Below are 21,851 nucleotides of genomic sequence, written 5' to 3'. Positions count from 1 at the left end.
CTACGTCCAGCCTCAAGCCTCCAGCGCTTTTATCGGTTTTCAAGAAAGGTTTCTAACATGCGCTACATCAGTACCCGCGGCCAGGCGCCCGCGCTGAACTTCGAAGACGTGCTGCTGGCTGGCCTGGCCAGCGACGGCGGCCTGTACGTGCCGGAAAACCTGCCGCGCTTCACCGTCGAGGAGATCGCCTCCTGGGCCGGCCTGCCGTACCACGAGCTGGCCTTCCGGGTGATGCGCCCGTTCGTCGCCGGCAGCATCTCGGACGCCGACTTCAAGAAGATCCTCGAAGAGACCTACGGCGTCTTCGCCCACAACGCCGTGGCGCCGCTGCGCCAGCTGAACGGCAACGAGTGGGTGCTGGAGCTGTTCCACGGTCCGACCCTGGCCTTCAAGGACTTCGCCCTGCAACTGCTCGGCCGCCTGCTCGACCACGTGCTGACCAAGCGCGGCGAGCGCGTGGTGATCATGGGCGCCACCTCCGGCGACACCGGCTCGGCGGCCATCGAAGGCTGCAAGGCCTGCGAGAACGTCGACATCTTCATCATGCACCCGCACAACCGCGTGTCCGAGGTGCAGCGCCGGCAGATGACGACCATCCTCGGCGAAAACATCCACAACATCGCCATCGAAGGCAACTTCGACGACTGCCAGGAGATGGTCAAGGCCAGCTTCGCCGACCAGGGCTTCCTGAAAGGCACCCGCCTGGTGGCGGTCAACTCGATCAACTGGGCGCGGATCATGGCCCAGATCGTCTACTACTTCCACGCCGCCATCCAGCTCGGCGCGCCGGCCCGTTCGGTGGCCTTCTCGGTGCCCACCGGCAACTTTGGCGACATCTTCGCCGGCTACCTGGCGCGCAACATGGGCCTGCCGGTCAGCCAACTGATCGTGGCGACCAACCGCAACGACATCCTGCACCGCTTCATGTCCGGCAACCGCTACGACAAGGACACCCTGCACGCGTCGCTGTCGCCGTCCATGGACATCATGGTCTCGTCCAACTTCGAGCGCCTGCTGTTCGACCTGCACGGCCGCAACGGCAAGGCCATCGCCGAGCTGATGGACGGCTTCAAGGCCACCGGCAAGCTGTCCGTCGAGGATGACCGCTGGACCGAGGCGCGCCGCCTGTTCGACTCCCTGGCGGTGGACGACGAGCAGACCTGCCAGACCATCGCCGAGGTCTACGCCGAGTGCGGCGAACTGCTCGACCCGCACACCGCCATCGGCGTGCGCGCCGCCCGCGAATGCCGCCGCAGCCTGGCCATCCCCATGGTCACCCTGGGCACCGCGCACCCGGTGAAATTCCCGGAAGCGGTGGAGAAGGCCGGCATCGAGGCGGCCCCGGCGCTGCCGGCGCACCTGGCCGACCTGTTCCAGCGCGAGGAACGCTGCACCGTGCTGCCCAACGAACTGGCCAAGGTCCAGGCCTTCGTCAGCGCCCACGGCAACCGCGGCAAGCCGCTCTAAACCGGCCGCAGGAAGAGCCCGCCACCTTGGCGGGCTTTTTCGTTTGCGGGGCAAATATCTGAGGTTATTGAACTTTTTCCTTCAGATAGAGGTCTTTTCCTGACGTATCCGTTGTATCCCAGGAGAACCCCATGGACCGACTCGAGCCCCTGCTCGCAGCCATCTTCAGCCAGTACGCCCACGATCTCGGCCCCGCGCGTCCGGACGGTGGCCGGGTGCTGAGCCTGAGCACTTCCGAAGGCGAGGTCATCCTGCGTCGCGTCCTCAGTGGCGAACAGCTGGCCGACGAGCGCAGCAGCCAGGAGGCGCTGGAGGCCATCAGCCGCGACCTGGCGGTGCAGGAGGGGCGCATCTGCAATGACGTGATCCACGCTCTGCGCCAGCGCGCCGCCCAGGTGCTCAGCTACGACGCCTGAGCCCCGCCGGTTCCATCGCGAATGCCGCCGTCCCGGCCCGGGACGGCGGCATTCGTGTTTCTACAGGCGCCCGCACTGCACCAGGCGGGCGCGGATGGCCCCGGTGGTGCGGCCATGGGCGCGGGCGATGGCGGTGATGGGTTCGCCCTCGTCGAAGCGCTGCAGCAGGGCCTGTTCCTCTTCCTCGCTCCAGGGCTTGCCGGCCTGCTCCGGCGGCGGGCGTACCTTGCTCTGGGCTTCGAGGGCCTGGATGGCCTGGAACAGTGCGCGGATCACCTCCGGCGCCTGGCAGGCATCCTGCTCGGGAAGCGGCAGGCCGCTACGCGGGTCGATGCCCTGGGCCAGCTTGCGCAGCGTGTCCAGGCAGTGCTGGTTCATCTCCATGGAGCCTTCTCCTCTGCGGGGCGCCCGGAATGGGCGCCGAAAGGATCAGGTAGTGGATTTTCCCGCGTGGATCAGCCGGGTGATTCCGTTCTTTTCGTAGGAGCGAGCTTGCTCGCGAACTGGAGTTACCTGTGACTTCGACGCTGTGGCTTGGCTCCGTCCCCTCTCCCTAACCCTCTCCCTGAAGGGAGAGGGGACCGTTGGGCAGAAACGGTTGTTCTGGAGTTAGCCGGCAAGCATCTAGTTCAAGGTTGGAACCCTGACCTATCTCGGCACGGACAAGCCCCCTCTCCCTTCAGGGCGGGGCGCGCAGCCGAGGGCTGGGGAGAGGGGGCCGGAATCTCCCTGATACTCCATCGCCGAAGGTAGACACCGTTCGCGAGCAAGCTCGCTCCTACAAGAGCAGTGTGCTTACCGCTATCAAACAGCCCCATCCCGCCGTAGCGCCGCGATCTGTCCGGCGTCGTAGCCCAGTTCCGCCAGGATCGCATCGTTGTGCTCGCCCAGCTTCGGGCCTATCCATTCGGCCGAGCCGGGGGTTTCCGAGAGCTTGGGCACTATGCCGGGCATCTTGAAGGGCTTGCCGTCCGGCAGCTTCGCCGAGAGGAACATCTCGCGGGCGAGGAATTGCGGATCGGCGAACATGTCCTCGGCGGAATAGATGCGGCTGGCCGGCACCTCGGCCTCGTTCAGCACCTTCAGCACCTTTTCCTGCGGCAGCGAGCGGGCCCAGCGGTCGATCACCCCGTACAGCTCGTCGCGACGCGCATCGCGGCCGTCGTTGCCGGCCAGCTGCGGGTCGTCGGCCAGGTCCTGGCGGCCGATGGCGAGCATGAAGCGGCGGAAGATGGCGTCGCCGTTGGCGGCGATCTGCACGTGCTTGCCGTCGGCCGTGGTGTGCACCGAGGACGGGGTGATGCCGGGCATGATGTTGCCGCTGCGCTCGCGGATGAAGCCGAACACGTCGAACTCAGGGACCATGGACTCCATCATGGCGAACACCGCTTCGTACAGCGCCACGTCCACCACCTGGCCCTGGCCGCCGTTGACCTCGCGGTGGCGCAGCGCCATGAGCGCGCCTATGACGCCCCACAGGGCGGCGATGGAGTCGCCGATGGAGATGCCGGTGCGCACCGGCGGGCGGTCCTCGAAGCCGGTGATGTAGCGCAGCCCGCCCATGGATTCGCCCACCGCGCCGAAGCCCGGCTGGTCCTTGTAGGGGCCGCTCTGGCCGAAGCCGGACAGGCGCACCATCACCAGCCTGGGGTTCAGCGCGTGGAGCACGTCCCAGCCCAGGCCGAGCTTCTCCAGCACGCCGGGGCGGAAGTTCTCGATGAGGATGTCGGCCTCGGCCAGCAGCTTCTTCAGCACCTCGCGGCCGGCTTCCTGCTTGAGGTTGAGCGTCAGCGAGCGCTTGTTGCGCGCCTGCACGAACCACCACAGCGAGGTGCCCTCGTAGAGCTTGCGCCACTTGCGCAGCGGGTCGCCGCCGTCGGGCGACTCGATCTTGGTCACGTCGGCGCCGAACTCCGCGCACAGGCGCGCGGCGAAGGGGCCGGCGATCAGGGTGCCGAGTTCCACGACCTTGAGGCCGGCGAGGGGTTTGGCGGTGGCGTTCATCGAGGGTTTCCGTCAGTCGGGCAGTGGGGCGACTCTAGGGCCGTCGCCGGCCCGCCGCAAGCCATGGCCGGGGCGGCGGCGCGGGCAAAGCTGACCGATCGGTTGTGAAGGCGTTCCGCGATCGACGCCGGACGCGTAGAGTAGGGAACATTCCCACACCCTTTTCAGGCCGGCCGGGTATCCGTTCATGGGCGCCGTTGATCTTTCTCCTTCCGTCGACCCTACGTCGCCTGCGCACGGGATGCCGAAGGAGGGCGCATGTCGCTGAGCCTGCCCACCCTGCTGCTGGTGGACCTGTACATCCTCGCCCTGGTCGGCGTGCTGATGTTCTTCGCCTGGTACGGCGGGCGCCGCGAGCCGACCCTCGGCTACATGGCCGCCATGCTCCTGCTCGGGGCGCTGTCCACCTTCCTCATCGCCCTGCGCAGCTTCGGCCTGGAGCTGCTGGCCATCGTCGCCGGCAACATGGTGGTGGCGCTTTCCTGCGCGCTGCTGTGGACCAGCATGCGGGTGTTCGCCGGGCGCGCACCCTACTGGCCCGGCGTGGCCGCGGGCGCCGTGCTCTGGCTGCTGCTGTGCCTGTGGCCGGCTTTCCTGCAGTCGATGGTCTTGCGCATCCAGGTCCATTCGGCGCTGACCGTGGTCTACTGCCTGCTCGCCGCCGCCGAGCTGTGGCGCAGCCGCCAGCGCCTGGAAGTGCCGTTGCGCCCGACCCTGGCCCTGCTGTTGTTCCACGCCGGCTTCTACACCCTGCGCATCTTCGTCGACCGCGGCGAGGCGCCGGTCGTGCCCGCCGGCACCTACACCACCCTGTTCACCCTGCTGGTGTTCGAGACCATGATGGTCGCCGTCGGCCTGGCCTTCACCACCCTGACCATGGTCAAGGACCGCGCCGAGCTGAAGTTCCGCTCGGCGGCCCTGAGCGACCCCCTGACCGGCATCGGCAACCGCCGCGCCTTCATGGATTCCGGCGAGCGCCTGCTGCGCCTGTGCGCCGAGCGTGGCGAGCCGGTGGCGCTGCTGGTCTGCGACCTGGACAACTTCAAGCGCCTCAACGACGCCTACGGCCACCCGGTGGGCGACCGCGCCCTGCAGGAGTTCAGCCGCATCACCGCCTCGCGCATGCGCCGCCAGGACGTGTTCGGGCGCATCGGCGGCGAGGAGTTCGCCTGCCTGCTGATCGGCGCCGGCACCGAAGCCGCCTGCCAGGTGGCCGAACGCATCCGCCGGGAGTTCGCCGAGGTGCCGTTCGTCGCGGATGGCCTGCTCAGCGTCAGCATCGGCGTGGCCACCAGCGAGGAGGGCGGCTACGAGCTGGCGCGGCTGCTGTCGCTGGCCGACCAGGCGCTGTACCTGGCCAAGGCCAAGGGCCGCAACCGCATCGAGCTGTCGGCCCCCGGGCCGGGGCGCGAGGGCCGCGGCCACCGCTGAGCGCGACGGGGGCGGCAGGGCCGGCGCAATCGGGGTAGACTTGCCGCCTTCGCATCGCTGGGATAGACCATGGCCCTCTCCGCCACCCCCTACAAGGCCGACATCAGCCTCACCGACCTGGACCGCGGCGTCTACGAGACGCTGCGCTTCACCGTCGCCCGCCACCCCTCGGAAACCGAGGAGCGCCTGGCGGTCCGCCTGATCGCCTTCGTGCTTTGGTACAACGAGCAACTGGCCTTCGGCCGCGGCCTGTCGGACGTCGAGGAACCGTCGCTGTGGGAGAAGAGCCTGGACGACCGTATCCTGCACTGGATCGAGGTCGGCCAGCCGGACAGCGAGCGCCTGGTGTGGTGCTCGCGGCGCTGCGAGAAGCTCTCGCTGCTGGCCTACGGCAACCTGCGCGTATGGACCACCAAGGTCCTCGACGGCGTGCGCCACCTGAAGAACCTGAATGTCGCCGCCGTGCCCCAGGAACCGCTGGAGGAGCTGGCCCGCGACCTGCCGCGCTCGATCAACTGGACCGTGATGATCAGCGAGGGGACGATCTTCGTCACCGATGAGAACGGCCAGCATGAACTGCAACTCGAATGGCTGATGGGCGAACGCTGAGTTGCGCTAGCTGCGCGTCGGCCCGGCTGTGTCGAAACAGGCCCGGGCTTGCTCACTTACACTCGGTAAACTCCGCGCCCGTGCCTGTTTTCGCCTAGCCGTGCTCTAGCTCGCAAGGCGCAAGGTCAGGCTGAAATGGAAGGATTGGAAAGCTCTGATGCGCATCGACCCCCGCCCGTTGCCGGAAACCCTGCCCGACCTCGGCGACCTGCCGCCACTGCTGACCCGCCTCTACGCCGCCCGTGGCGTGAAGTCCGCCGAGGAACTGGACAAGGGCCTGGCGCGACTGATCCCGTACCGCATGCTCAAGGGCATCGACGCCGCCGTCGAGCTGCTGGTCGACGCCCTGGAGAAGCGCCAGCGCATCCTCTACGTCGGCGACTTCGACGCCGACGGCGCCACCGCCAGCAGCGTCGGCGTGCTGGCCCTGCGCCTGCTCGGCGCGGCCTGGGTCGACTACCTGGTGCCGAACCGCTTCGAATACGGCTACGGGCTGACCCCGGAGATAGTCGCGGTCGCCCTGGAGAAACGCCCGGAGCTGCTGGTCACCGTGGACAACGGCATCTCCAGCATCGACGGCGTGGCCGCGGCCAAGGCCGCCGGGCTGCGCGTGCTGGTCACCGACCACCACCTGCCGGGCCCTGAGCTGCCGGCGGCGGACGCCATCGTCAACCCCAACCAGCCGGGCTGCGAATTCCCCAGCAAGGCGATGGCCGGGGTCGGCGTGATCTTCTACGTGATGCTCGCCCTGCGCGCGCGCCTGCGCGAGCTGGACTGGTTCGCCCGTAGCGGCACGCCGGAGCCTAACCTGGCCGAGCTGCTCGACCTGGTGGCCCTGGGCAGCGTCGCCGACGTGGTGCCGCTGGACGCCAACAACCGCATCCTGGTGCACCAGGGCCTGGCGCGCATCCGCGCCGGCCGCGCCCGCCCGGGCCTGCGTGCGCTGCTGGAAGTGGCCGGGCGTGATGCCCGGCGCATCACTTCCACCGACCTGGGTTTCATTCTCGGCCCGCGGCTGAACGCCGCCGGGCGCCTGGACGACATGTCCCTGGGCATCGAATGCCTGCTCTGCGAGGACGAGGCCCTGGCCCGCGACATGGCGGTGCAGCTCGACCAGCTCAACCAGGACCGCAAGGCCATCGAGCAGGGCATGCAGCGCGAGGCCCTGGCCCAACTCAAGGAACTGCCGATGGAGGAAATGCCCTTCGGCCTGTGCCTGTTCGACCCGGACTGGCACCAGGGCGTGATCGGCATCCTCGCCTCGCGCCTGAAGGAGCGCTACCACCGCCCGACCATCGCCTTCGCCGACGCCGGCGACGGCAGCCTCAAGGGCTCGGCGCGCTCGGTGCCGGGCCTGCACATCCGCGATGCGCTGGATGCCGTGGCTGCGCGCCATCCGGGGCTGATCAGCAAGTTCGGCGGGCATGCCATGGCCGCCGGGCTGTCGCTGCCGCAAGGGCATTTCGGCGCCTTCGCCGCAGCCTTCGATGCTGAGGTGCGCCGCCAGCTCAGCGAGGACGACCTCACCGGGCGCATCCTCTCCGACGGCCAGCTGAGCCTGACCGAATTCCACCTGGAACTGGCCCGCGCCCTGCGCCAGGCCGGCCCCTGGGGCCAGCACTTCCCCGAGCCGCTGTTCCACGGGGTGTTCCAGATCGTCCAGCAGCGCATCGTCGGCGAGCGCCACCTGAAGCTGGTGCTCAAGACCGAGTGCGGTTCGCTGCAGCTGGACGGCATCGCCTTCAACGTCGACCGCGAGGTCTGGCCGAACCCGACGGTGCGCTGGGCGGAAGTGGCCTACAAGCTGGACGTCAACGAATACCGCGGCAACGAGAGCGTGCAGTTGATGGTGGTGCACCTGGCGCCACGCTGAGCTCGCCGGCCGATGGGTATCGCTTCGCAGGGTTTTACGAGCGCCCACTTCAGGCAAAAAGAGACCCGCGCAAGGCGGGTCTGAAATCGCCGCAGGAGAGAACGCGGCGAGCGTGGTTGGTCTTTCTCAGGCGCCGGCCAGCGCCGCGTTGCGCCGGGCCAGGCGGCGGCGCCAGGCGCGGTACAGCGGCAGGCCGAGCATCGCCGCCACCAGGGCCCAGGTGCCGATGGCGATGGGGCTGGACCAGAGGATGCCCAGCTCGCCGTTGGAGATCGACAGCGCGCGGCGCAGGTTCTGCTCCATCAGCCCGCCGAGGATGAAGCCCAGCAGCAGCGGCGAGAGTGGGAAGTCGAGCTTGCGCAGGATGTAGCCGAGGATGCCGATGCCGACCATCAGGAACAGGTCGAAGGTGGTGGCATGCACGGCGTACACGCCGATGGCAGTGATGATCGCGATGCCCGGCACCAGCGCCCAGTTCGGCACCGAGAGGATGCGGGTGAACACCCGCACCATCGGCACGTTGAGGATGATCAGCATCAGGTTGGCGATGAACAGCGAGGCGATCAGGCCCCAGACGATGGTCGGCTGCTCCTGGAACAGCAGCGGGCCGGGGGTGATGTTGTACAGGCTGAGCGCGCCGATCATCACCGCGGTGGTGCCCGAGCCGGGCACGCCGAGGGTCAGCATCGGCACCAGGGCGCCGCAGGCGGAAGCGCCGATGGCGGTTTCCGGGGCGGCCAGGCCGCGCATGTCGCCCTGGCCGAACTTGCCGCTGGCGCCGGCGTAGCGCTTCTCGGTCATGTAGGCCACGGCGCTGGCCAGGGTGGCGCCGGCGCCGGGCAGCACGCCCATGACGAAGCCGAGCAGGCCGCAGCGCAGGTTGACGACGAACACCGAGGCCGCCTCCTTGAGGTTGAACAGCATGCGCCCGCTGGCTTCCACGGCCTTGTGCCCGTGGTGGGTCTTCTCCAGCAGCAGGAGGATCTCGCTGACCGAGAACAGGCCCAGCACCAGCACCACGAACTGGATGCCGTCGGCGACGTGGATGCTCTCGAAGGTGAAGCGGTACACGCCGCTGTTGGCGTCGATGCCCACGCTGGACAGGAACAGCCCGAGCAGCGCCGCCAGCAGCGTCTTCAGCGGGCGGTCGCCGGCCAGGCCGCCGAGCGCGACTATGGCGAAGACCATCAGCACGAAGTATTCCGCCGGGCCGAAGGCGATCGCCCATTTCGCCAGCAGCGGGGCGAACAGCACCATGCCGCAGGTGGCGATGAAGGCGCCGATGAACGAACTCCAGGCCGACAGCGACAGGGCCACGCCGGCCAGGCCGTTGCGCGCCATGGGGTAGCCGTCCAGGGTGGTCATCACGGTGGAGGCCTCGCCGGGGATGTTCAGCAGGATCGAGGAGATCCGCCCGCCGTATTCGCAGCCCAGGTACACCGCGGCCAGCAGGATCAGCGCCGACTCCGGCGGCAGGCCGAGGGCGAAGGCCACCGGGATCAGCAGGGCCACGCCGTTGATCGGACCCAGGCCCGGGAGCAGGCCGACCACGGTGCCGATCAGCGTGCCGATCAGCGCGGTGACGAGGTTGTAGGGGCTCAGGGCGACGCCGAAGCCCTGCCCGAGATAGCTCAGGGTATCCATGACGGTGTCCTCAGAAGGGCAGGAAATCGAGCACGCCCCGCGGCAGCGGGACGTCCAGGGTGCGGTCGAAGAGCAGGTACAGGCCGATGCTCAGCAGCGTGCAGGTGAGCACGCTGACGGCCGGCTTGCCGCCGTAGAGCAGGGCGATGAAGCTGCCCACCAGGGCGCTGGCGAGGATGAAGCCCAGCGGCTCGAAGAGCCCGGCGTAGACCAGCAGCAGGCCGATGCACGCCACCACCTTGCGCAGCAGCGCGCCTTCCAGCGGCTGCTCGTCGTCGTGGCGGGCCGGCATCGGCCGCAGGATCAGCCAGGCCAGGCCGATTGCCATCAGCGCCAGGCACAGCAGCGGGTAGGCGCGCGGGCCCACCGGTTCGTAGGAAAAGGGCGCCTGGTAGTTCCAGGCCACGGCGGCCAGGCCGAGGCAGGCCAGCAGCCAGGCAGCGGCGAACAGCCGCTGCGGCAGCGAGTGGGGGGCGTGCATGTCGGGAACCTCGCGGCTTACTGGATCAGGCCGAAGTCATGGGCCATCTGCCGATAGCGGGCGACCTGCTGCTTGACGTAGCTGTCCAGCTCGGGCCCGGTCATGGCGAAGGGGAACAGCTCGCGCTGGTCGCGCAGCTTGGCGAAGTCCTCCGAGGCCAGCAGCTTGTCGAACGAGGCCTTCCAGAACTGGTAGTCCTCGTCGCTGACCTTGGGCCCGACGTAGAAGCCGCGCACCACCGGCCAGACGATGTCGAAGCCCTGCTCCCTGGCGGTGGGGATGTCGGCCATGCCTTCGTCCTGCAGGCGCTCCTCGGCGAACACCGCGAGCAGGCGCATCTTGCCGGCGCGGATGTGCGGCATGGAGTCGGAGATGTCGGTGCTGCCCACCTGGATGTGCCCGCCCAGCAGCGCCGTGGCGATCTCGCCGCCTCCTTCCAGGGCGACGTAGCGCAGCCGCTTCGGATCGATGCCGGCGGCCTTGGCGATCAGCGCGGTCTGCATCCAGTCCTGGCTGCCGACGGTGCCGCCGGAGCCGATCACCACCTTGCCCGGGTCGGCCTTGAGCGCGGCCACCAGGTCGGCGAGGTTCTTGTAGGGCGAATCGTCGCGCACGGCGATGGCGCCGTAGCTGGTGCCGATGGCCGCCAGCCACTTCACCGCGTTCTCGTCGTAGCGGCCGAACTTGCCCTGGGCCAGGTTCAGCAGCGAGCCGCTGGAGAAGGCGGTGATGCTGTTGCCGTCGGCCGGGCGCTGGGCGACCACGGCGTTGTAGGCCACCGCGCCGACGCCGCCGGGCATGTAGGTGACGCGCATCGGGCTGGACAGCAGCTTCTCGTCCAGCAGGGCGCTCTGCGCCAGCTTGCAGGTCAGGTCGAAACCGCCGCCGGGGGCGGCCGGGGCGATGCATTCCGGGCGCTTGGGCTCGGCGTGGGCGACGGCGGCGGTGAACAGCGCGCCGGCGGCGAGAAGCAGGGGGAGGGTGCGGAGCTTGGTCATCATCGGGGCCTCTTCTTGTTGTTGTTTACCAGATCGCCAGGGAATAGGTGAGGTAGACGCGGGTTTCGTCGGCGTTGCGCGCGAAGTTGGAACGGTAGGTGGCGTTGCGCAGGCGCACGCCGAAGTCCTTCAGCGGGCCGCTCTGCATCACGTACTTGAGGTCGGTGTCGCGTTCCCACTCGCGGCCTTCGCCGGCGCGCCCGTTGATCTCGGCGTTGTCGCCCTTGAGGTAGCGGTTCATCAGGGTCAGGCCGGGCAGGCCGAACACGGCGAAGTCGAAGTCGTGGCGCAGCTGCCAGGAGCGTTCCTTGGTCTCGGCGAAGTCGCCGACCTGGACGAAGTTCACCAGGTAGGGGTTGCTGCCGTCGATGTAGGGGAAGGCGCTGTCGCCGTCCATCTGCTGCCAGCCGACGCTGAACCTGTTGGCGCCGATGGCGTAGCCGAGCATGGCGTTGAAGGCGCGGTTGTCGATCCTGCCGCCGCGGGCGGCACCGTCGTCGTCGCTGATCGCCAGGCGCCAGTCGGTGGTCAGCTTGCCGTCGCCCAGCTTGTGGCTGCTGAGCAGGCCGACGAAGTGCTGGCGATACACCTCGTCCAGCTCGGCGTAGTGGTAGCGGCCGGTGAAGTGCTCGTCGAACTTGTAGTCGCCGCCGGCCAGGTCGTAGTGCTCGCCGGCGACGCTGCCGGTGAAGCGCTTGTTCTTGTTGTTCAGCGCCAGGTCCTGGGCGTCGGTGGAGTCGCGATCAATGGCCTTTTCCAGGCGCCCGCCGGTGAAGGTCAGGCCGGGCAGGTCGCGGGACTCCAGCAGGCCGCCTTCGAATATCTGCGGGAACAGGCGGCTGTCGTTGGGCTGCAGGGTGGGCAGGTCGGGGATCAGGCTGCCGAGCTTGAGTTCGGTCTGCGAGACCTTGAACTTGGCGGTCAGCCCGAGCTTGCTGTACTCGTCCGCGGCGCGGCCGTCGTCGTGGGTGGGCAGCAGGCCGCTGCCGGTGCGGTCGGGGCTGGAGTCGAGCTTGAGGCCGAGCATGCCCAGGGCATCGAGGCCGACGCCGACGGTGCCGTCGGTGTAGCCGGACTGGAAGTCGAGGATGAAACCTTGCGCCCACTCCTCGCGCTTGGACTGGCCGGCGCCGTCGCGGAAGTCGCGGTTGAAGTAGATGTTCTGCGTCTGCAGCTTCAGGCTGCTGTCTTCGATGAAGCCGGAAGCCTCGGCTTCCCCGGCCAGGCCGCCGAGGGCCAGGGCCGCGCCGAAACCGGCGGGAAAAACACGGAACAGGACGGGATTGGCCCCACGGGCCGGGTGCTGGACAGTCAGCATCGGTGGACTCCATTTCTTGTTCTTGTGTGGATGGCGCCACGCCGCCAGCCGATTTTGGGACGATCTGCGTCGTCTGACGGGCGATCCTAGCGCTGCTGCCTTTCACCAGGCTTTCAGCCGTTCACAGGCGCCCGTGGGCGGGTAAACTGCGTGCACCTGTCTACATCCGAGCGAGGAATACCGCCGTGCGCATCCTTCTGGTCGAAGACCATCCGCAACTGGGCGACAGCGTGCAGCAGGCGCTCAAGGGCGCGGGCTGGACGGTCGACCTGCTGCGCGACGGGGTGGCCGCCGACCTGGCCCTGGCCAGCGAGGAATACGCCCTGGCGATCCTCGACGTCGGCCTGCCGCGCCTGGACGGCTTCGAAGTGCTGGCGCGCCTGCGCGGCCGCGGCAAGACCCTGCCGGTGCTGATGCTGACCGCCCGCGGCGAGGTCAAGGACCGCGTCCATGGCCTCAACCTCGGCGCCGACGATTACCTGGCCAAGCCCTTCGAGCTGAGCGAACTGGAAGCGCGGGTGAAGGCCTTGCTGCGGCGCAGCGTGCTCGGCGGCGAACAGCAGCAGCGTTGCGGCGAGCTGGTCTACGACCTGGGCGCGCGGCGCTTCAGCCTGGCCGGCGAGGCGCTGACCCTGACCTCCCGCGAGCAGGCCGTGCTGGAAGCGCTGATCGCCCGCCCCGGGCGGGTGCTGAGCAAGGAGCAGCTGGCCGCCCAGGTGTTCGGCCTGGACCAGGACGCCAGCGCCGACGCCATCGAAATCTACGTGCACCGCCTGCGCAAGAAGCTGGAAGGCGACGCGGTGCGCATCGTCACCTTCCGCGGCCTGGGCTACCTGCTCGAGGCCGTGGATGCCTGAGGTGCTCCGGCGCCTGGCCCTGCCCGGTTCCGGCAGCCTGCGCTGGCGCCTGCTGTGGCGCCTGGGCGGGTTGCTGCTGGTGCTGCTCCTGCTGGGCAGCCTGGCCACCTACCAGCGTGCCCGCCACGCCTCGGACATCGCCTACGACCGCACCCTGCTGGCCTCGGCGCGGGACATCGCCGACGGCCTCTACGACAGCGACGGCAGCCTGCGCGCCAACGTGCCCTACGTGGCCCTGGACAGCTTCGCCTACGACAGCGCCGGGCGCATCTTCTACCAGGTGATCGACACCCGCGGGCAGTCCATCTCCGGCTACGAGAACCTGCCGGCGCCGCCGCCGGGAACTCTGCGCACCGACGACTACCCGGCGCTGGCGCGCTTCTACGACAGCGAATACCAGGGCCAGGGCGTGCGCGTGGTCAGCCTGCTGCAGCCGGTCAGCCAGCCGACGGTCAACGGCATGGCGGAAATCCGCGTGGCCGAGACCCTCGGCGCGCGCGAGCGCCTGGCCCGCGAGCTGCTCACCGACACCCTGCTCAACCTGGCGCTGTCGGCGCTGGCCGCGCTGGTCATGGTCTGGTACGCGGTGAGCGCCGGCCTGCGCCCGCTCGACCGCCTGCGCGCGGCGGTGGAGGAGCGCCAGGCGGACGACCTGCGGCCCCTGCCGCCGGTGGCGGTGCAGCGCGAACTGCGCCCGCTGGTGGCGGCGCTGAACCATTTCACCGTGCGCCTGCGCAGCCTGTTCGAGCGCCAGTCGCAGTTCATCGCCGAAGCTTCCCACGAACTGCGCACGCCGCTGGCGGCGCTCAAGGCGCGGCTGGAGCTGGGCCTGCGCGAGCAGGAGCCGCAACGCTGGCGCGAGACGCTGGAGGAAGCGGTGCAGTACACCGACCGCGTCACCGGGCTGGCCAACCAGCTGCTGTCCCTGGCGCGGGTGGAAAGCGGCGCCCGGGCCATCGCCGAGGGCGGCGGCGAGGCCATCGAACTGGGCGCCCTGGCCCGCGAGCAGGGCATGGTGCTGGCGCCGCTGGCCCACGCGCGCGGCGTGGCCCTGGCCCTGGAGGCCGAGCGGCCGGTGTGGATCAAGGGCGATCCGACGCTGCTCCACGAACTGCTCGACAACCTGGTGGCCAACGCCCTGGCCCATGCCGCCGGCAACGTGGTGATCCGCGTCGAGTCGCCGGCCGTGCTGGAGATCGAGGACGACGGCCCGGGCATCCCGGCGGAGGAGCGCGACAAGGTCTTCGGCCGCTTCTACCGCAAGCGCCAGGAGGGCACCGGGCTGGGGTTGGCGATCGTCGGGGAGATCTGCGCGGCGCACCGGGCGCGCATCGAGCTGGCCCATGGCGAGCTGGGTGGGTTGCTGGTGCGGGTGAGTTTTCCGCTGGAGGACGCGAGGGGCGGCTAGGCGCTTTTCGTAGGAGCGAGGGGGACGCCTGGTTCTTGCTCGCGACGAACAGCGCTTGCCGGCGGGCTTCGGTGTTTGGATTGACTCCGCTCCCTCTCCCCAGCCCTCTCCCTGAAGGGAGAGGGGGCTTGTCCGTGCCGGCTGAGAACATGGTGTTAGCCGGAAATTTCAATGCTTACCGGCTAACACTGGAATATCCAAACGCTCCGAACAGTCCCCTCTCCCTTCAGGGAGAGGGTTAGGGAGAGGGCGCTCTTCGGAGCGACACCAAACCTTTCCGGTAGAACGCTATTCGCGAGCAAGCTCGCTCCTCCGAAGAGCCTCGCGCCAATGCCGGACCGGCAGCCTACTGCAACATCCCCATCGCCGCCTCCATGGCGGCCGACAGGTCTTCGTCCTCGTTGAGGTTGGCCTGCGGGTCGATGCCCAGCTTGGCGAAGGACGGGATGTCGCTCCAGTCCATTTCGGTGAAGGGATGCTGGCTGCCCAGGTAGCTCTGCAGGGTGGCGACCTGGACGATGTCCACGTAGTCGGCCTTGGCGGAGTCGCGGGTGAAGTCCAGGTAGTGGCCGGGCACTTCGGCGATGGGCGCGGGGAATTCCCAGGCCTTGAGGATGCGGTCGCCGATGACCGGGTGGATGCGCTCGATCACGTGGTTGAGGCTGATGGAGTCGGCCAGCAGTTCGCTGTTCTCCTCGGCGTAGGTGAGGATCGGCAGCACGCCGATCTGGTGCACCAGGCCGGCGAGGGTCGCCTGGTCGGGCATCAGCCGGGTGTAGTGGCGGCACAGCGCGTGGCAGATGCCGGCGACCTCGACGCTCTTGTTCCACACCTCGCGCATCTTGCGGTCGACCACGTCGGAGGTGGCCTGGAACATTTGCTCCATGGCCAGGCCCGTGGCCAGGTTGCTGGTGTAGTTGATACCCAGGCGGCCGATGGCCATCTGCAGGTCGGTGATCTCCTTGTTGGTGCGCAGCAGCGGGCTGTTCACCACCTTGATGATGCGCGCGGTGAGCGCGGCGTCGTTGCCGATCACCCGGGCCAGGTCATGGATGCTGACGTCCGGGTCCTCCGCCGCCTCGCGGACCCGCAGCGCCACCTCGGGCAGGGTGGGCAGCACCAGTTCGTCGTTGTCGATGGCCCGCAGCAGTTCCTGTTGTACTTTTTCGGCAAGCTTGCTCATGGCAGTTCCTTGAGGGACGCCGGGCTCCCCACCCGGCAGGCGATTCGGTCAGCGCTGGATTTCGCGGTCGCTGTCGAGAACGTAGGGCAGCGTCAGCAGGCGCAGGGCCGGGCCGTCCTCGGCCTGGCCGAGGCGCACGCGGCCGTCGGCCACGGCGTCGTCCTGCAGCACCGCCAGCAGCTCGATGCCTTCGGCGGCGCGGGCGGCCAGCACCACTTCGCCGACGCTGCTGCCGTGCACCGGCGAGAACAGCGCGGCGCCCGGCTCGGGCAGCTCGGCGGCGTCCAGCGCCAGGCGGTGCAGGCGGCGCTTGAGGCGGCCGAGGTACTGCATGCGCGCGACGATTTCCTGGCCGGTGTAGCAGCCCTTCTTGAAGCTCACGCCGCCGACCGCCTGCAGGTTGATCATCTGCGGGATGAACAGCTCGCGGGTGGCGCCGAAGACCTGGCCGACGCCGGCGCGCACCTGGCCCAGCAGCCAGTCGTTGAGGGTGCCTTCGTCCAGGCCGGCGTCGAGCGCCTCGCGCACTTCGCTGGCGCGGGCCGCCGGCACCCAGAGTTCGGCGCGGCCATGGCCCAGGTTGATGGCCAGCAAATCACCGTTGCGCGCCACGCGGTCGGCTTCGGCGGGCGGTTCCAGGCCGAGGCCGGCGAGCACGGCGTCGCCGCCGCTCAGGCCGAAGCGGAGCCAGGCGGCGCTGTCGTCGCTCAGGCTGGCCTTGGAGAACACGGCGTACTTCTTCAGGTCGGCCAGTTGCCCTTCCAGCAGCTCGGCGGCCAGCGCCAGCAGGTAGCCGTCGCCCTCGGCGACGATGCGGAAGCTGGAGGTCATGCGCCCCTTGGGCGTGCAGCGGCCGCCCAGGCTGGAAGTCGTGGCGTCGAGGTAGTTGAGGTTGCAGGTCAACTGCCCCTGCAGGAACTTGGCGGCGTCCGCGCCACGGACGGCGAGGACTCCTTCGTGGGTCAGGGCGGTGTAGAACGCGGAATCGGCCATTGCGGGTCGCTGGAAGAAAGTTAGGCTTTCCATGATAGAGCCGGGACCTGCGCTTGTCAGCGGGTGCCGCCGGGCGAGGGCATGCGTATAATGCCGCTCGCTTCACGGAATCCGGCAGGCGCCGCACCGTGGGGTTTCCGATGTAGCGCCGAGGACCCGCAGATGACCGACGAAACCGAACTGAAACGACTCTTCTGGCACAGCCGCCGCGGCATGCTGGAGCTGGACGTGCTGCTGGTGCCCTTCGTGCAGGAGGTCTACCCGGGCCTGGACGCCGAGAACCAGGCGCGCTTCCGTATGCTGCTGGAATGCGAGGACCAGGACATGTTCGGCTGGTTCATGCAGCGCGGCGAGCCGGAAGACGCCGACCTGCGCCACATCGTGCGCATGATCCTGGACCGTGTCCAACCGAAGTGAGCCCTTCGAGTGCCACTGGCGGCCGTCCGAGCGGCTGCTGGCGGCCTACCTGGCGAGCCTGGCGCTCGCCGTGGCGGCGCTGTATCTGGCCGCCATTCCCGCCTTCTGGCAGGCCGCCGGCCTGCTGCTCTGCCTGATCCATGCCCTGTGGGTGCTGCCGCGCCAGGTCCTGCTGCGCAGCCGCCACGCCTACCGCGCTCTGCGCCACGACGCCGACGGCTGGCAGCTATGGAGCCCGGCCGACGGCTGGCAGGCGGTGCAACTGCGCGCCGACAGCCTCGCGCTGCCGGCGCTGATCGTGTTGCGCTTCCGCTTGCCGGGCCAGCGCCTGAGCCGCGGCCTGTGCCTGCCGGCCGACAGCCTGGCGGCGCAGGCCCACCGCCGTCTGCGCGTGCGGCTGCGCTTCAGTCGGGGAAGATGGGCGGCGCCGCAGTAGCTTCAGCGCGGCCTGTTCGCCAGCTCCGCGCCCTGGCGTAGCGCCTCCAGCAGGCTGCGTTCGTCGGCGATGCCCTTGCCGGCGATGTCGAAGGCGGTCCCGTGGTCCACCGAGGTGCGCACCACGTCCAGGCCGACCGTGACGTTCACCCCGGCTTCCAGTCCGAGGACCTTCACCGGGCCGTGGCCCTGGTCGTGGTACATGGCCACCACCAGGTCGAAGTCGCCGCGGCCGGCGCGGTAGAACAGCGTGTCGGCCGGCAGCGGGCCGGTGACGTCCAGGCCCCGCGCCTGCAGCAGGCTGACGGCGGGGATGATCTTCTCTTCCTCTTCGCCGTAGCCGAACAGGCCGTTTTCCCCGGCGTGCGGGTTGATGCCGCAGACGCCGATGCGCGGCTGCGGGATGCCGGAGCGCACCAGGGTCTCGTGGCCGCGCTCGATGGTGCGCTGCACCAGGCCGGGCTCGATGCGGCGTATGGCGTCGATGATGCCGATGTGGGTGGTGACGTGGATGACGCGCAGCTTGGGGGCCACCAGCATCATGGACACTTCGTCGACGTTGGTCAGGTGGGCGAGCAGCTCGGTGTGGCCGGGAAACTTGTGGCCGCCGGCGTGCAGGGCCTCTTTGTTCAGCGGGGCGGTGCAGATGGCGTCGATCTTCCCGGCCTTGGCCAGGTCCACCGCGCGGGCGATGAACCGGTAGGCCGCATCCCCGGCCACGGGGGACAGCACGCCGAAGGGCAGGTCGTCGGGGATGAGCCCGAGGTCGATGCAGTCGATCACGCCCGGCTCGAAGCGGGCGTCGTCGGCATCCTCGATGCGCCGTACCCGGGCCAGCCCGCCGAGCAGCCGGTCGGCCTTCTCCAGGCGCTGCGCATCGCCGATCACCAGCGGGCGGCAGAATCGGTGGAGCCCGGCGCTGGCCAGGCTCTTGACGATGATCTCCGGTCCGACGCCGGCGGCGTCGCCCATGGTGATGCCGATTACGGGAAGATAGTCGTTCATGGGTGGGGCACTCTGAATTCAGGAGGGGGACTGTTGCGCGTCGCGCAGGTGGCGCCACGCGCGATAGAGGGCTTCGGGGCTGCCGAAGGCGCCGGCCTTGGTGACGATGCCGGGCCGGTGGCCGCCCGCCGGGGCCAGGGGATGGCTGAGGACGCTGCCGGCCTCGATCTCGCCGACCAGTTGCAGGCCGTCGATGCCGACCGCGCCGAGCATCGCCCGTGCGGTTTCGCCGCCGGTGGCGACCAGGCCGCCGACCCGATGGAAATGCGGCTTGAGCAGGGCGGCGAGATTGGCCGAAAGCAGGGCGCCCTCGGCGGGATCGAGGCGTTCGTCGCGGCCGATGCGCAGCAGCAGGTCGCGGCCTTGTTCGAGCAGCGCGCCCACCTGCGCCTGCCAGTCCGGCCAGTCGGCATGCTCGCTGCCCTGTCGCAGCACGGCCGGCGGCAGGCTGAGCTGGCGGATGTCGCTGCGCCGCTGCAGTTCCTCGCATTGCCGGTCGGCGACGGCGGAAAGGCTGCCGGCCAGCACCACGGTCGCCAGTTGCGATGGGAGATGGCCGGTCTCGACGGCTGCTGTTTGCGAAGGGGAGGGCGCAGGCGCTTCGGTTATCTGCCTTGCCAGGCCCCCGGAGCCGACCCAGAACGCCCGGAGTTCCGCCTCCGCCGTTTCCCGTGCCAGCAGGCGCAGGTCCTCGGCCGTCTCGGCGTCGAAGATCAGGGCCTGGACGCCGCGCTCCATGGCCGACTGGATGATCTGGGCCACTTGCGCCGCCGACCGGCGCAGCTGTTCCAGAGCGCAGTGTTCGACGCGCAGCCCGGCGGCGCCGAGCATCCTGGCCATGTCGGCCGGCGCATCGGCATGTTCCAGGCGCCAGGTGTCGGTGCTTTCCAGCGGCGCGCCGTGCACCAGCACCTGGCCGTCGCGCACCGTGCGGCCCATTTCTGGAAAGGCGGGGGCGACCAGCGCCAGGCCCGCCAGGGGATGCAGCGCGGCGACTTCCGCGGCCCAGTTGCCGCGCAGGGTCGAGTCGATCTTCTTGTACAGCCGCTGGCCCGGCCTGGCCAGGGCATGGAAGGCCGCGACGCTGCGCTGCGCGGCCTGTGCCGCATCAAGGCGGCGGCTGTCGGTGTCCACGGCGATGACCTCGACCTGCGCCTGCGTCGGCCGGGCGTCGAGCATCACCAGGCTTCGCCAGCCGCGGCTGGCGAAGCCCACGGCACAGTCCGCCGCGCCGGACAGGTCGTCGGCGATGATCAGCATGTTCATCGGGGCGACTCCGGCGCCATCGAGTCGCGCTGCCCGGCGCTTTCGGCCCGCTGCCGGACGCGCTTGGCCAGGGTGGAGACCAGCACGGGCGTGAGGATGGCGGTGACCACCACGCAGGAGGCGACCAGCATGGTGGCGCTGGCTGCGGCCGGGGCGTAGACCGGGTTGGCGGCGGCGACCAGGGCCGGCACGGCCGCGGCATTGCCCGCCGTGGTGGCCGCCGCGGCACCGGCGACGCCAGTGCCACCGGTCAGGCGGTCGGCGAAGTACAGCGGGATGCCGGTCAGCACCACCACCGCCACGCCCATCAGAAGACCGAGCACGCCGGCCTGCCAGACCTTGTGCAGGTCCAGGCTGGCGCCCAGGGCGAGGGCGAAGAAGGGGATCAGCACCGGCACCGCCTTGCCGAGGAATTCGCGCATTTCACGGTCGAGGTTGCCGATGAGGATGCCCAGCAGCAGCGGCAGTATCGCCCCCAGCAAGGTCGGCCAGGGGAACGCCGAGAGCCCGGCGACGCCCAGGGTGAGCATGGTCAGGAAGGGGCCGGACTCCAGGGACATCACCGAATAGGCGCCGACGTCCTCGGGGCGGCCGTATTGGCCCATCAGCGCCATGTACAGGCCGCCGTTGGTGTCGTTCATCGCCGCCACCACGGCCAGCGTGGACAGGCCGGCGAAGAAGCCGGCCGAGATGGGTTGTTCCCCCAGGAACTGGCCGAGCAGGATGCCGAGGAGCATTGCCGTGCCGACCTTGGTCGCGAACAACGCGCCGCCTTTCTTCAGCAGGTAGGGCGTGGTGCGGACGTTGATGCTCGCGCCCATGCAGACGTAGAACACCGCGAGTATGGGCAGCGCGCCAGTGAACAGGGCATTGGTGAAGGAGCCGAAGAATTTCGGCGTGTCCGGCGCGAAGGTGGCCACCAGCGAACCGAGCAGCAGCGGGACGATCATCATGCCGCCGGGAATACGCTCGATCGTGCGCTTGATCGGGATCTGGATCATGGGCAGGTACCTGTTCGTTCTTGTTCGACTTGTTGTAGGGGGATTTGATCGAATCGCTCATGTACTTGATTGAATCGATCATCGGAATGCGATTTAAAGGACAAGTCCTGCGCAAGTCAATCATGAGCTTGCGCATTTCGATCAGTAGAGGATGGCTGGCAGGTCGCGGAGGGCAGCGGCTGGAGGCTGGGCGGGCGAGGGAAGGGGTCCGCTTCAGCGGGCGGACGAGCTGGCCGGCGCCAGCTCTACGGTGGCCATGGGCAACTGGCGGAAGGGTTCGAGCGTTCTTTCGTCCGGCGTCGAGGTGATCAGGCGCCATTCCCGCTCCAGCGGCGTCCAGTGCTGCTGGCGCGCGCGGCCCAGCTTCTCGGCGTCGGCCAGTATGTACACCTCGGCCGCCCGCCTGATCACGCATTCCTTGAGGTAGGCCTGCTGGGCGCTGGCTTCGCAGAGGCCGAACCCGGCGACGACGCCGTCGGCGCCGAGGAAGGCGCGGTCGAAGCTCAGCCGGCTCAGCGACAGTTCCGCCAGCGGGCCGAAGGTGCTCATGCCGGTGTTGCGCAGATCGCCGCCGATCAGGGTGATCCGCACGCCCGGGGCATTGGCCAGCGCGGTGAGCGCCAGCAGGTTGTTGGTGATGACGTGCAGGTTCTGCAACGTGCGCAGATGCGCCGCCAGCGCCGCGCAGGTGGTGCCGCTGTCGAGGAAGATGCTGTCGCCCTCGCGGATGTGCGCGGCCGCGGCCCGGGCGATGGCCATCTTTTCCTCGCGGTGGCTGGCGTTGCGCTCCTCCAGGCTCGCTTCCGGCTCGTGGGTGCCGATCAGCGCGGTGGCGCCGCCGTGGGTCCGCACCAGCCGCCGCTGTTGGGCCAGCAGGCTGAGGTCGCGGCGCACGGTGGCCTCCGAAACGCCCAGGGCGGCGCCCAGTTCTTCCACGCTGGTGTCGCGGTGGCGAACGAGGTCGAGGATGGCGCGCTGGCGGTCGGTCGGTTTCATGGCGGTCTCGCTTTGCTGTCGGGGCTGCCGGTTGGCCGTTGCGCAGGCC

The 21,851-nt window shown here is 69.1% G+C and carries 21 protein-coding genes; 9 read left to right on the top strand and 12 right to left on the bottom strand.

The annotated features are described in order from the left end of the window. Positions 1-57: 57 nt before the first annotated feature. Entirely contained in the window at positions 58-1,467 is a 1,410-nt protein-coding gene (gene thrC / locus PcP3B5_RS23920; protein ID WP_061562593.1) for a threonine synthase, read from the top strand. A gap of 131 nt (positions 1,468-1,598) precedes the next feature. Continuing rightward, positions 1,599-1,883, top strand: coding sequence for a DUF3509 domain-containing protein (locus PcP3B5_RS23915; protein ID WP_061562592.1), 285 nt, complete (start codon positions 1,599-1,601; stop codon positions 1,881-1,883). Between the two features lie 60 nt (positions 1,884-1,943). Here PcP3B5_RS23915 and PcP3B5_RS23910 read toward each other — a convergent pair whose 3' ends face one another. Beyond that, complete coding sequence (locus tag PcP3B5_RS23910) at positions 1,944-2,267, bottom strand: hypothetical protein (RefSeq protein ID WP_043314928.1); 324 nt, start codon at positions 2,265-2,267, stop codon at positions 1,944-1,946. A gap of 420 nt (positions 2,268-2,687) precedes the next feature. After that, the gene (locus PcP3B5_RS23905; protein WP_061562591.1) at positions 2,688-3,887 is read right to left on the bottom strand and encodes a CaiB/BaiF CoA transferase family protein; all 1,200 of its coding nucleotides are present in this window, start codon (positions 3,885-3,887) and stop codon (positions 2,688-2,690) included. 258 nt (positions 3,888-4,145) lie between these two features. Between PcP3B5_RS23905 and PcP3B5_RS23900 the strand changes: the two genes are divergently transcribed. From PcP3B5_RS23900 to recJ, 3 genes are all read left to right on the top strand, one after another. Continuing rightward, the gene (locus PcP3B5_RS23900; protein WP_058073188.1) at positions 4,146-5,318 is read left to right on the top strand and encodes a GGDEF domain-containing protein; all 1,173 of its coding nucleotides are present in this window, start codon (positions 4,146-4,148) and stop codon (positions 5,316-5,318) included. Between the two features lie 69 nt (positions 5,319-5,387). Continuing rightward, entirely contained in the window at positions 5,388-5,927 is a 540-nt protein-coding gene (locus PcP3B5_RS23895; protein ID WP_009616386.1) for a YaeQ family protein, read from the top strand. A gap of 157 nt (positions 5,928-6,084) precedes the next feature. After that, positions 6,085-7,800: a single-stranded-DNA-specific exonuclease RecJ gene (gene recJ / locus PcP3B5_RS23890; RefSeq protein ID WP_061562590.1), complete on the top strand. Its 1,716-nt coding sequence runs from the start codon at positions 6,085-6,087 to the stop codon at positions 7,798-7,800. 126 nt (positions 7,801-7,926) lie between these two features. On the opposite strand, the gene PcP3B5_RS23885 is transcribed toward recJ, so the two are convergent. From PcP3B5_RS23885 to PcP3B5_RS23870, 4 genes are read right to left on the bottom strand one after another with little or no spacing between them, the layout of a single operon-like run. Then, complete coding sequence (locus PcP3B5_RS23885; RefSeq protein WP_043271401.1) at positions 7,927-9,444, bottom strand: tripartite tricarboxylate transporter permease; 1,518 nt, start codon at positions 9,442-9,444, stop codon at positions 7,927-7,929. A gap of 10 nt (positions 9,445-9,454) precedes the next feature. After that, complete coding sequence (locus PcP3B5_RS23880) at positions 9,455-9,925, bottom strand: tripartite tricarboxylate transporter TctB family protein (protein ID WP_061562589.1); 471 nt, start codon at positions 9,923-9,925, stop codon at positions 9,455-9,457. A gap of 17 nt (positions 9,926-9,942) precedes the next feature. Continuing rightward, positions 9,943-10,926, bottom strand: coding sequence for a Bug family tripartite tricarboxylate transporter substrate binding protein (locus tag PcP3B5_RS23875; protein WP_058487308.1), 984 nt, complete (start codon positions 10,924-10,926; stop codon positions 9,943-9,945). Between the two features lie 22 nt (positions 10,927-10,948). After that, positions 10,949-12,241 (bottom strand): OprD family porin, encoded by a 1,293-nt coding sequence (locus tag PcP3B5_RS23870; protein WP_061562588.1) that lies wholly within the window; start codon positions 12,239-12,241, stop codon positions 10,949-10,951. A 185-nt stretch (positions 12,242-12,426) separates the two neighbouring features. On the opposite strand from PcP3B5_RS23870, the gene PcP3B5_RS23865 reads away from it, so the two are divergent. Continuing rightward, on the top strand, positions 12,427-13,098 hold the full coding sequence (locus PcP3B5_RS23865; RefSeq protein WP_009616396.1) for a response regulator: 672 nt from the start codon (positions 12,427-12,429) through the stop codon (positions 13,096-13,098). Then, positions 13,091-14,506, top strand: a complete 1,416-nt coding sequence (locus PcP3B5_RS23860; RefSeq protein WP_052267731.1) for a sensor histidine kinase — start codon at positions 13,091-13,093, stop codon at positions 14,504-14,506. Before PcP3B5_RS23865 ends, PcP3B5_RS23860 begins: the two co-directional genes overlap by 8 nt. A gap of 346 nt (positions 14,507-14,852) precedes the next feature. Here the strand turns inward: PcP3B5_RS23860 and PcP3B5_RS23855 are convergent, their stop codons facing one another. Together PcP3B5_RS23855 and ygfZ are read right to left on the bottom strand one after the other, a co-directional pair. Beyond that, complete coding sequence (locus tag PcP3B5_RS23855; RefSeq protein ID WP_009616407.1) at positions 14,853-15,689, bottom strand: HDOD domain-containing protein; 837 nt, start codon at positions 15,687-15,689, stop codon at positions 14,853-14,855. Between the two features lie 48 nt (positions 15,690-15,737). Beyond that, positions 15,738-16,682: a CAF17-like 4Fe-4S cluster assembly/insertion protein YgfZ gene (gene ygfZ / locus PcP3B5_RS23850; RefSeq protein WP_061562587.1), complete on the bottom strand. Its 945-nt coding sequence runs from the start codon at positions 16,680-16,682 to the stop codon at positions 15,738-15,740. A 162-nt stretch (positions 16,683-16,844) separates the two neighbouring features. Between ygfZ and PcP3B5_RS23845 the strand changes: the two genes are divergently transcribed. Both PcP3B5_RS23845 and PcP3B5_RS23840 read left to right on the top strand, forming a co-directional pair. After that, positions 16,845-17,099 carry an FAD assembly factor SdhE gene (locus PcP3B5_RS23845; protein ID WP_009616418.1) on the top strand — a complete coding sequence of 85 codons (255 nt, stop codon included), beginning with the start codon at positions 16,845-16,847 and terminating at the stop codon, positions 17,097-17,099. Further along, the gene (locus PcP3B5_RS23840) at positions 17,083-17,535 is read left to right on the top strand and encodes a protein YgfX (RefSeq protein WP_058073181.1); all 453 of its coding nucleotides are present in this window, start codon (positions 17,083-17,085) and stop codon (positions 17,533-17,535) included. Before PcP3B5_RS23845 ends, PcP3B5_RS23840 begins: the two co-directional genes overlap by 17 nt. A gap of 2 nt (positions 17,536-17,537) precedes the next feature. Here PcP3B5_RS23840 and pdxA read toward each other — a convergent pair whose 3' ends face one another. From pdxA to PcP3B5_RS23820, 4 genes are all read right to left on the bottom strand, one after another. Then, on the bottom strand, positions 17,538-18,539 hold the full coding sequence (gene pdxA, locus PcP3B5_RS23835; RefSeq protein ID WP_043271390.1) for a 4-hydroxythreonine-4-phosphate dehydrogenase PdxA: 1,002 nt from the start codon (positions 18,537-18,539) through the stop codon (positions 17,538-17,540). Positions 18,540-18,557: 18 nt separating this feature from the next. Next, positions 18,558-19,805, bottom strand: coding sequence for a four-carbon acid sugar kinase family protein (locus PcP3B5_RS23830; RefSeq protein ID WP_061562586.1), 1,248 nt, complete (start codon positions 19,803-19,805; stop codon positions 18,558-18,560). Beyond that, complete coding sequence (locus PcP3B5_RS23825) at positions 19,802-20,806, bottom strand: 2-keto-3-deoxygluconate permease (protein WP_043314938.1); 1,005 nt, start codon at positions 20,804-20,806, stop codon at positions 19,802-19,804. The genes PcP3B5_RS23830 and PcP3B5_RS23825 overlap by 4 nt, the downstream gene beginning before the upstream one ends. Before the next feature lie 213 nt (positions 20,807-21,019). Beyond that, the gene (locus tag PcP3B5_RS23820) at positions 21,020-21,802 is read right to left on the bottom strand and encodes a DeoR/GlpR family DNA-binding transcription regulator (RefSeq protein ID WP_061562585.1); all 783 of its coding nucleotides are present in this window, start codon (positions 21,800-21,802) and stop codon (positions 21,020-21,022) included. Between the last annotated feature and the right edge of the window lie 49 nt (positions 21,803-21,851).

This window comes from Pseudomonas citronellolis (assembly GCF_001586155.1).
GTDB lineage: Bacteria > Pseudomonadota > Gammaproteobacteria > Pseudomonadales > Pseudomonadaceae > Pseudomonas > Pseudomonas citronellolis.
The sequence above is the reverse complement of the archived record's forward strand: the minus strand, read 5'-3'. Positions and strand labels throughout refer to the sequence as shown.

What these genes read in the sequence shown, in the direction of transcription:
- recJ (WP_061562590.1), top strand. Translation starts at nt 6,085, where the DNA reads ATGCGCATCGACCCCCGCCCGTTGCCGGAAACCCTGCCCGACCTCGGC.
- PcP3B5_RS23855 (WP_009616407.1), bottom strand. Translation starts at nt 15,689, where the DNA reads ATGAGCAAGCTTGCCGAAAAAGTACAACAGGAACTGCTGCGGGCCATC.
- PcP3B5_RS23870 (WP_061562588.1), bottom strand. Translation starts at nt 12,241, where the DNA reads ATGCTGACTGTCCAGCACCCGGCCCGTGGGGCCAATCCCGTCCTGTTC.
- PcP3B5_RS23845 (WP_009616418.1), top strand. Translation starts at nt 16,845, where the DNA reads ATGACCGACGAAACCGAACTGAAACGACTCTTCTGGCACAGCCGCCGC.
- thrC (WP_061562593.1), top strand. Translation starts at nt 58, where the DNA reads ATGCGCTACATCAGTACCCGCGGCCAGGCGCCCGCGCTGAACTTCGAA.
- PcP3B5_RS23860 (WP_052267731.1), top strand. Translation starts at nt 13,091, where the DNA reads ATGCCTGAGGTGCTCCGGCGCCTGGCCCTGCCCGGTTCCGGCAGCCTG.
- PcP3B5_RS23885 (WP_043271401.1), bottom strand. Translation starts at nt 9,444, where the DNA reads ATGGATACCCTGAGCTATCTCGGGCAGGGCTTCGGCGTCGCCCTGAGC.
- PcP3B5_RS23820 (WP_061562585.1), bottom strand. Translation starts at nt 21,802, where the DNA reads ATGAAACCGACCGACCGCCAGCGCGCCATCCTCGACCTCGTTCGCCAC.
- PcP3B5_RS23825 (WP_043314938.1), bottom strand. Translation starts at nt 20,806, where the DNA reads ATGATCCAGATCCCGATCAAGCGCACGATCGAGCGTATTCCCGGCGGC.
- PcP3B5_RS23905 (WP_061562591.1), bottom strand. Translation starts at nt 3,887, where the DNA reads ATGAACGCCACCGCCAAACCCCTCGCCGGCCTCAAGGTCGTGGAACTC.
- PcP3B5_RS23880 (WP_061562589.1), bottom strand. Translation starts at nt 9,925, where the DNA reads ATGCACGCCCCCCACTCGCTGCCGCAGCGGCTGTTCGCCGCTGCCTGG.
- PcP3B5_RS23895 (WP_009616386.1), top strand. Translation starts at nt 5,388, where the DNA reads ATGGCCCTCTCCGCCACCCCCTACAAGGCCGACATCAGCCTCACCGAC.
- PcP3B5_RS23875 (WP_058487308.1), bottom strand. Translation starts at nt 10,926, where the DNA reads ATGATGACCAAGCTCCGCACCCTCCCCCTGCTTCTCGCCGCCGGCGCG.
- PcP3B5_RS23915 (WP_061562592.1), top strand. Translation starts at nt 1,599, where the DNA reads ATGGACCGACTCGAGCCCCTGCTCGCAGCCATCTTCAGCCAGTACGCC.
- PcP3B5_RS23830 (WP_061562586.1), bottom strand. Translation starts at nt 19,805, where the DNA reads ATGAACATGCTGATCATCGCCGACGACCTGTCCGGCGCGGCGGACTGT.
- pdxA (WP_043271390.1), bottom strand. Translation starts at nt 18,539, where the DNA reads ATGAACGACTATCTTCCCGTAATCGGCATCACCATGGGCGACGCCGCC.
- PcP3B5_RS23910 (WP_043314928.1), bottom strand. Translation starts at nt 2,267, where the DNA reads ATGGAGATGAACCAGCACTGCCTGGACACGCTGCGCAAGCTGGCCCAG.
- PcP3B5_RS23900 (WP_058073188.1), top strand. Translation starts at nt 4,146, where the DNA reads ATGTCGCTGAGCCTGCCCACCCTGCTGCTGGTGGACCTGTACATCCTC.
- ygfZ (WP_061562587.1), bottom strand. Translation starts at nt 16,682, where the DNA reads ATGGCCGATTCCGCGTTCTACACCGCCCTGACCCACGAAGGAGTCCTC.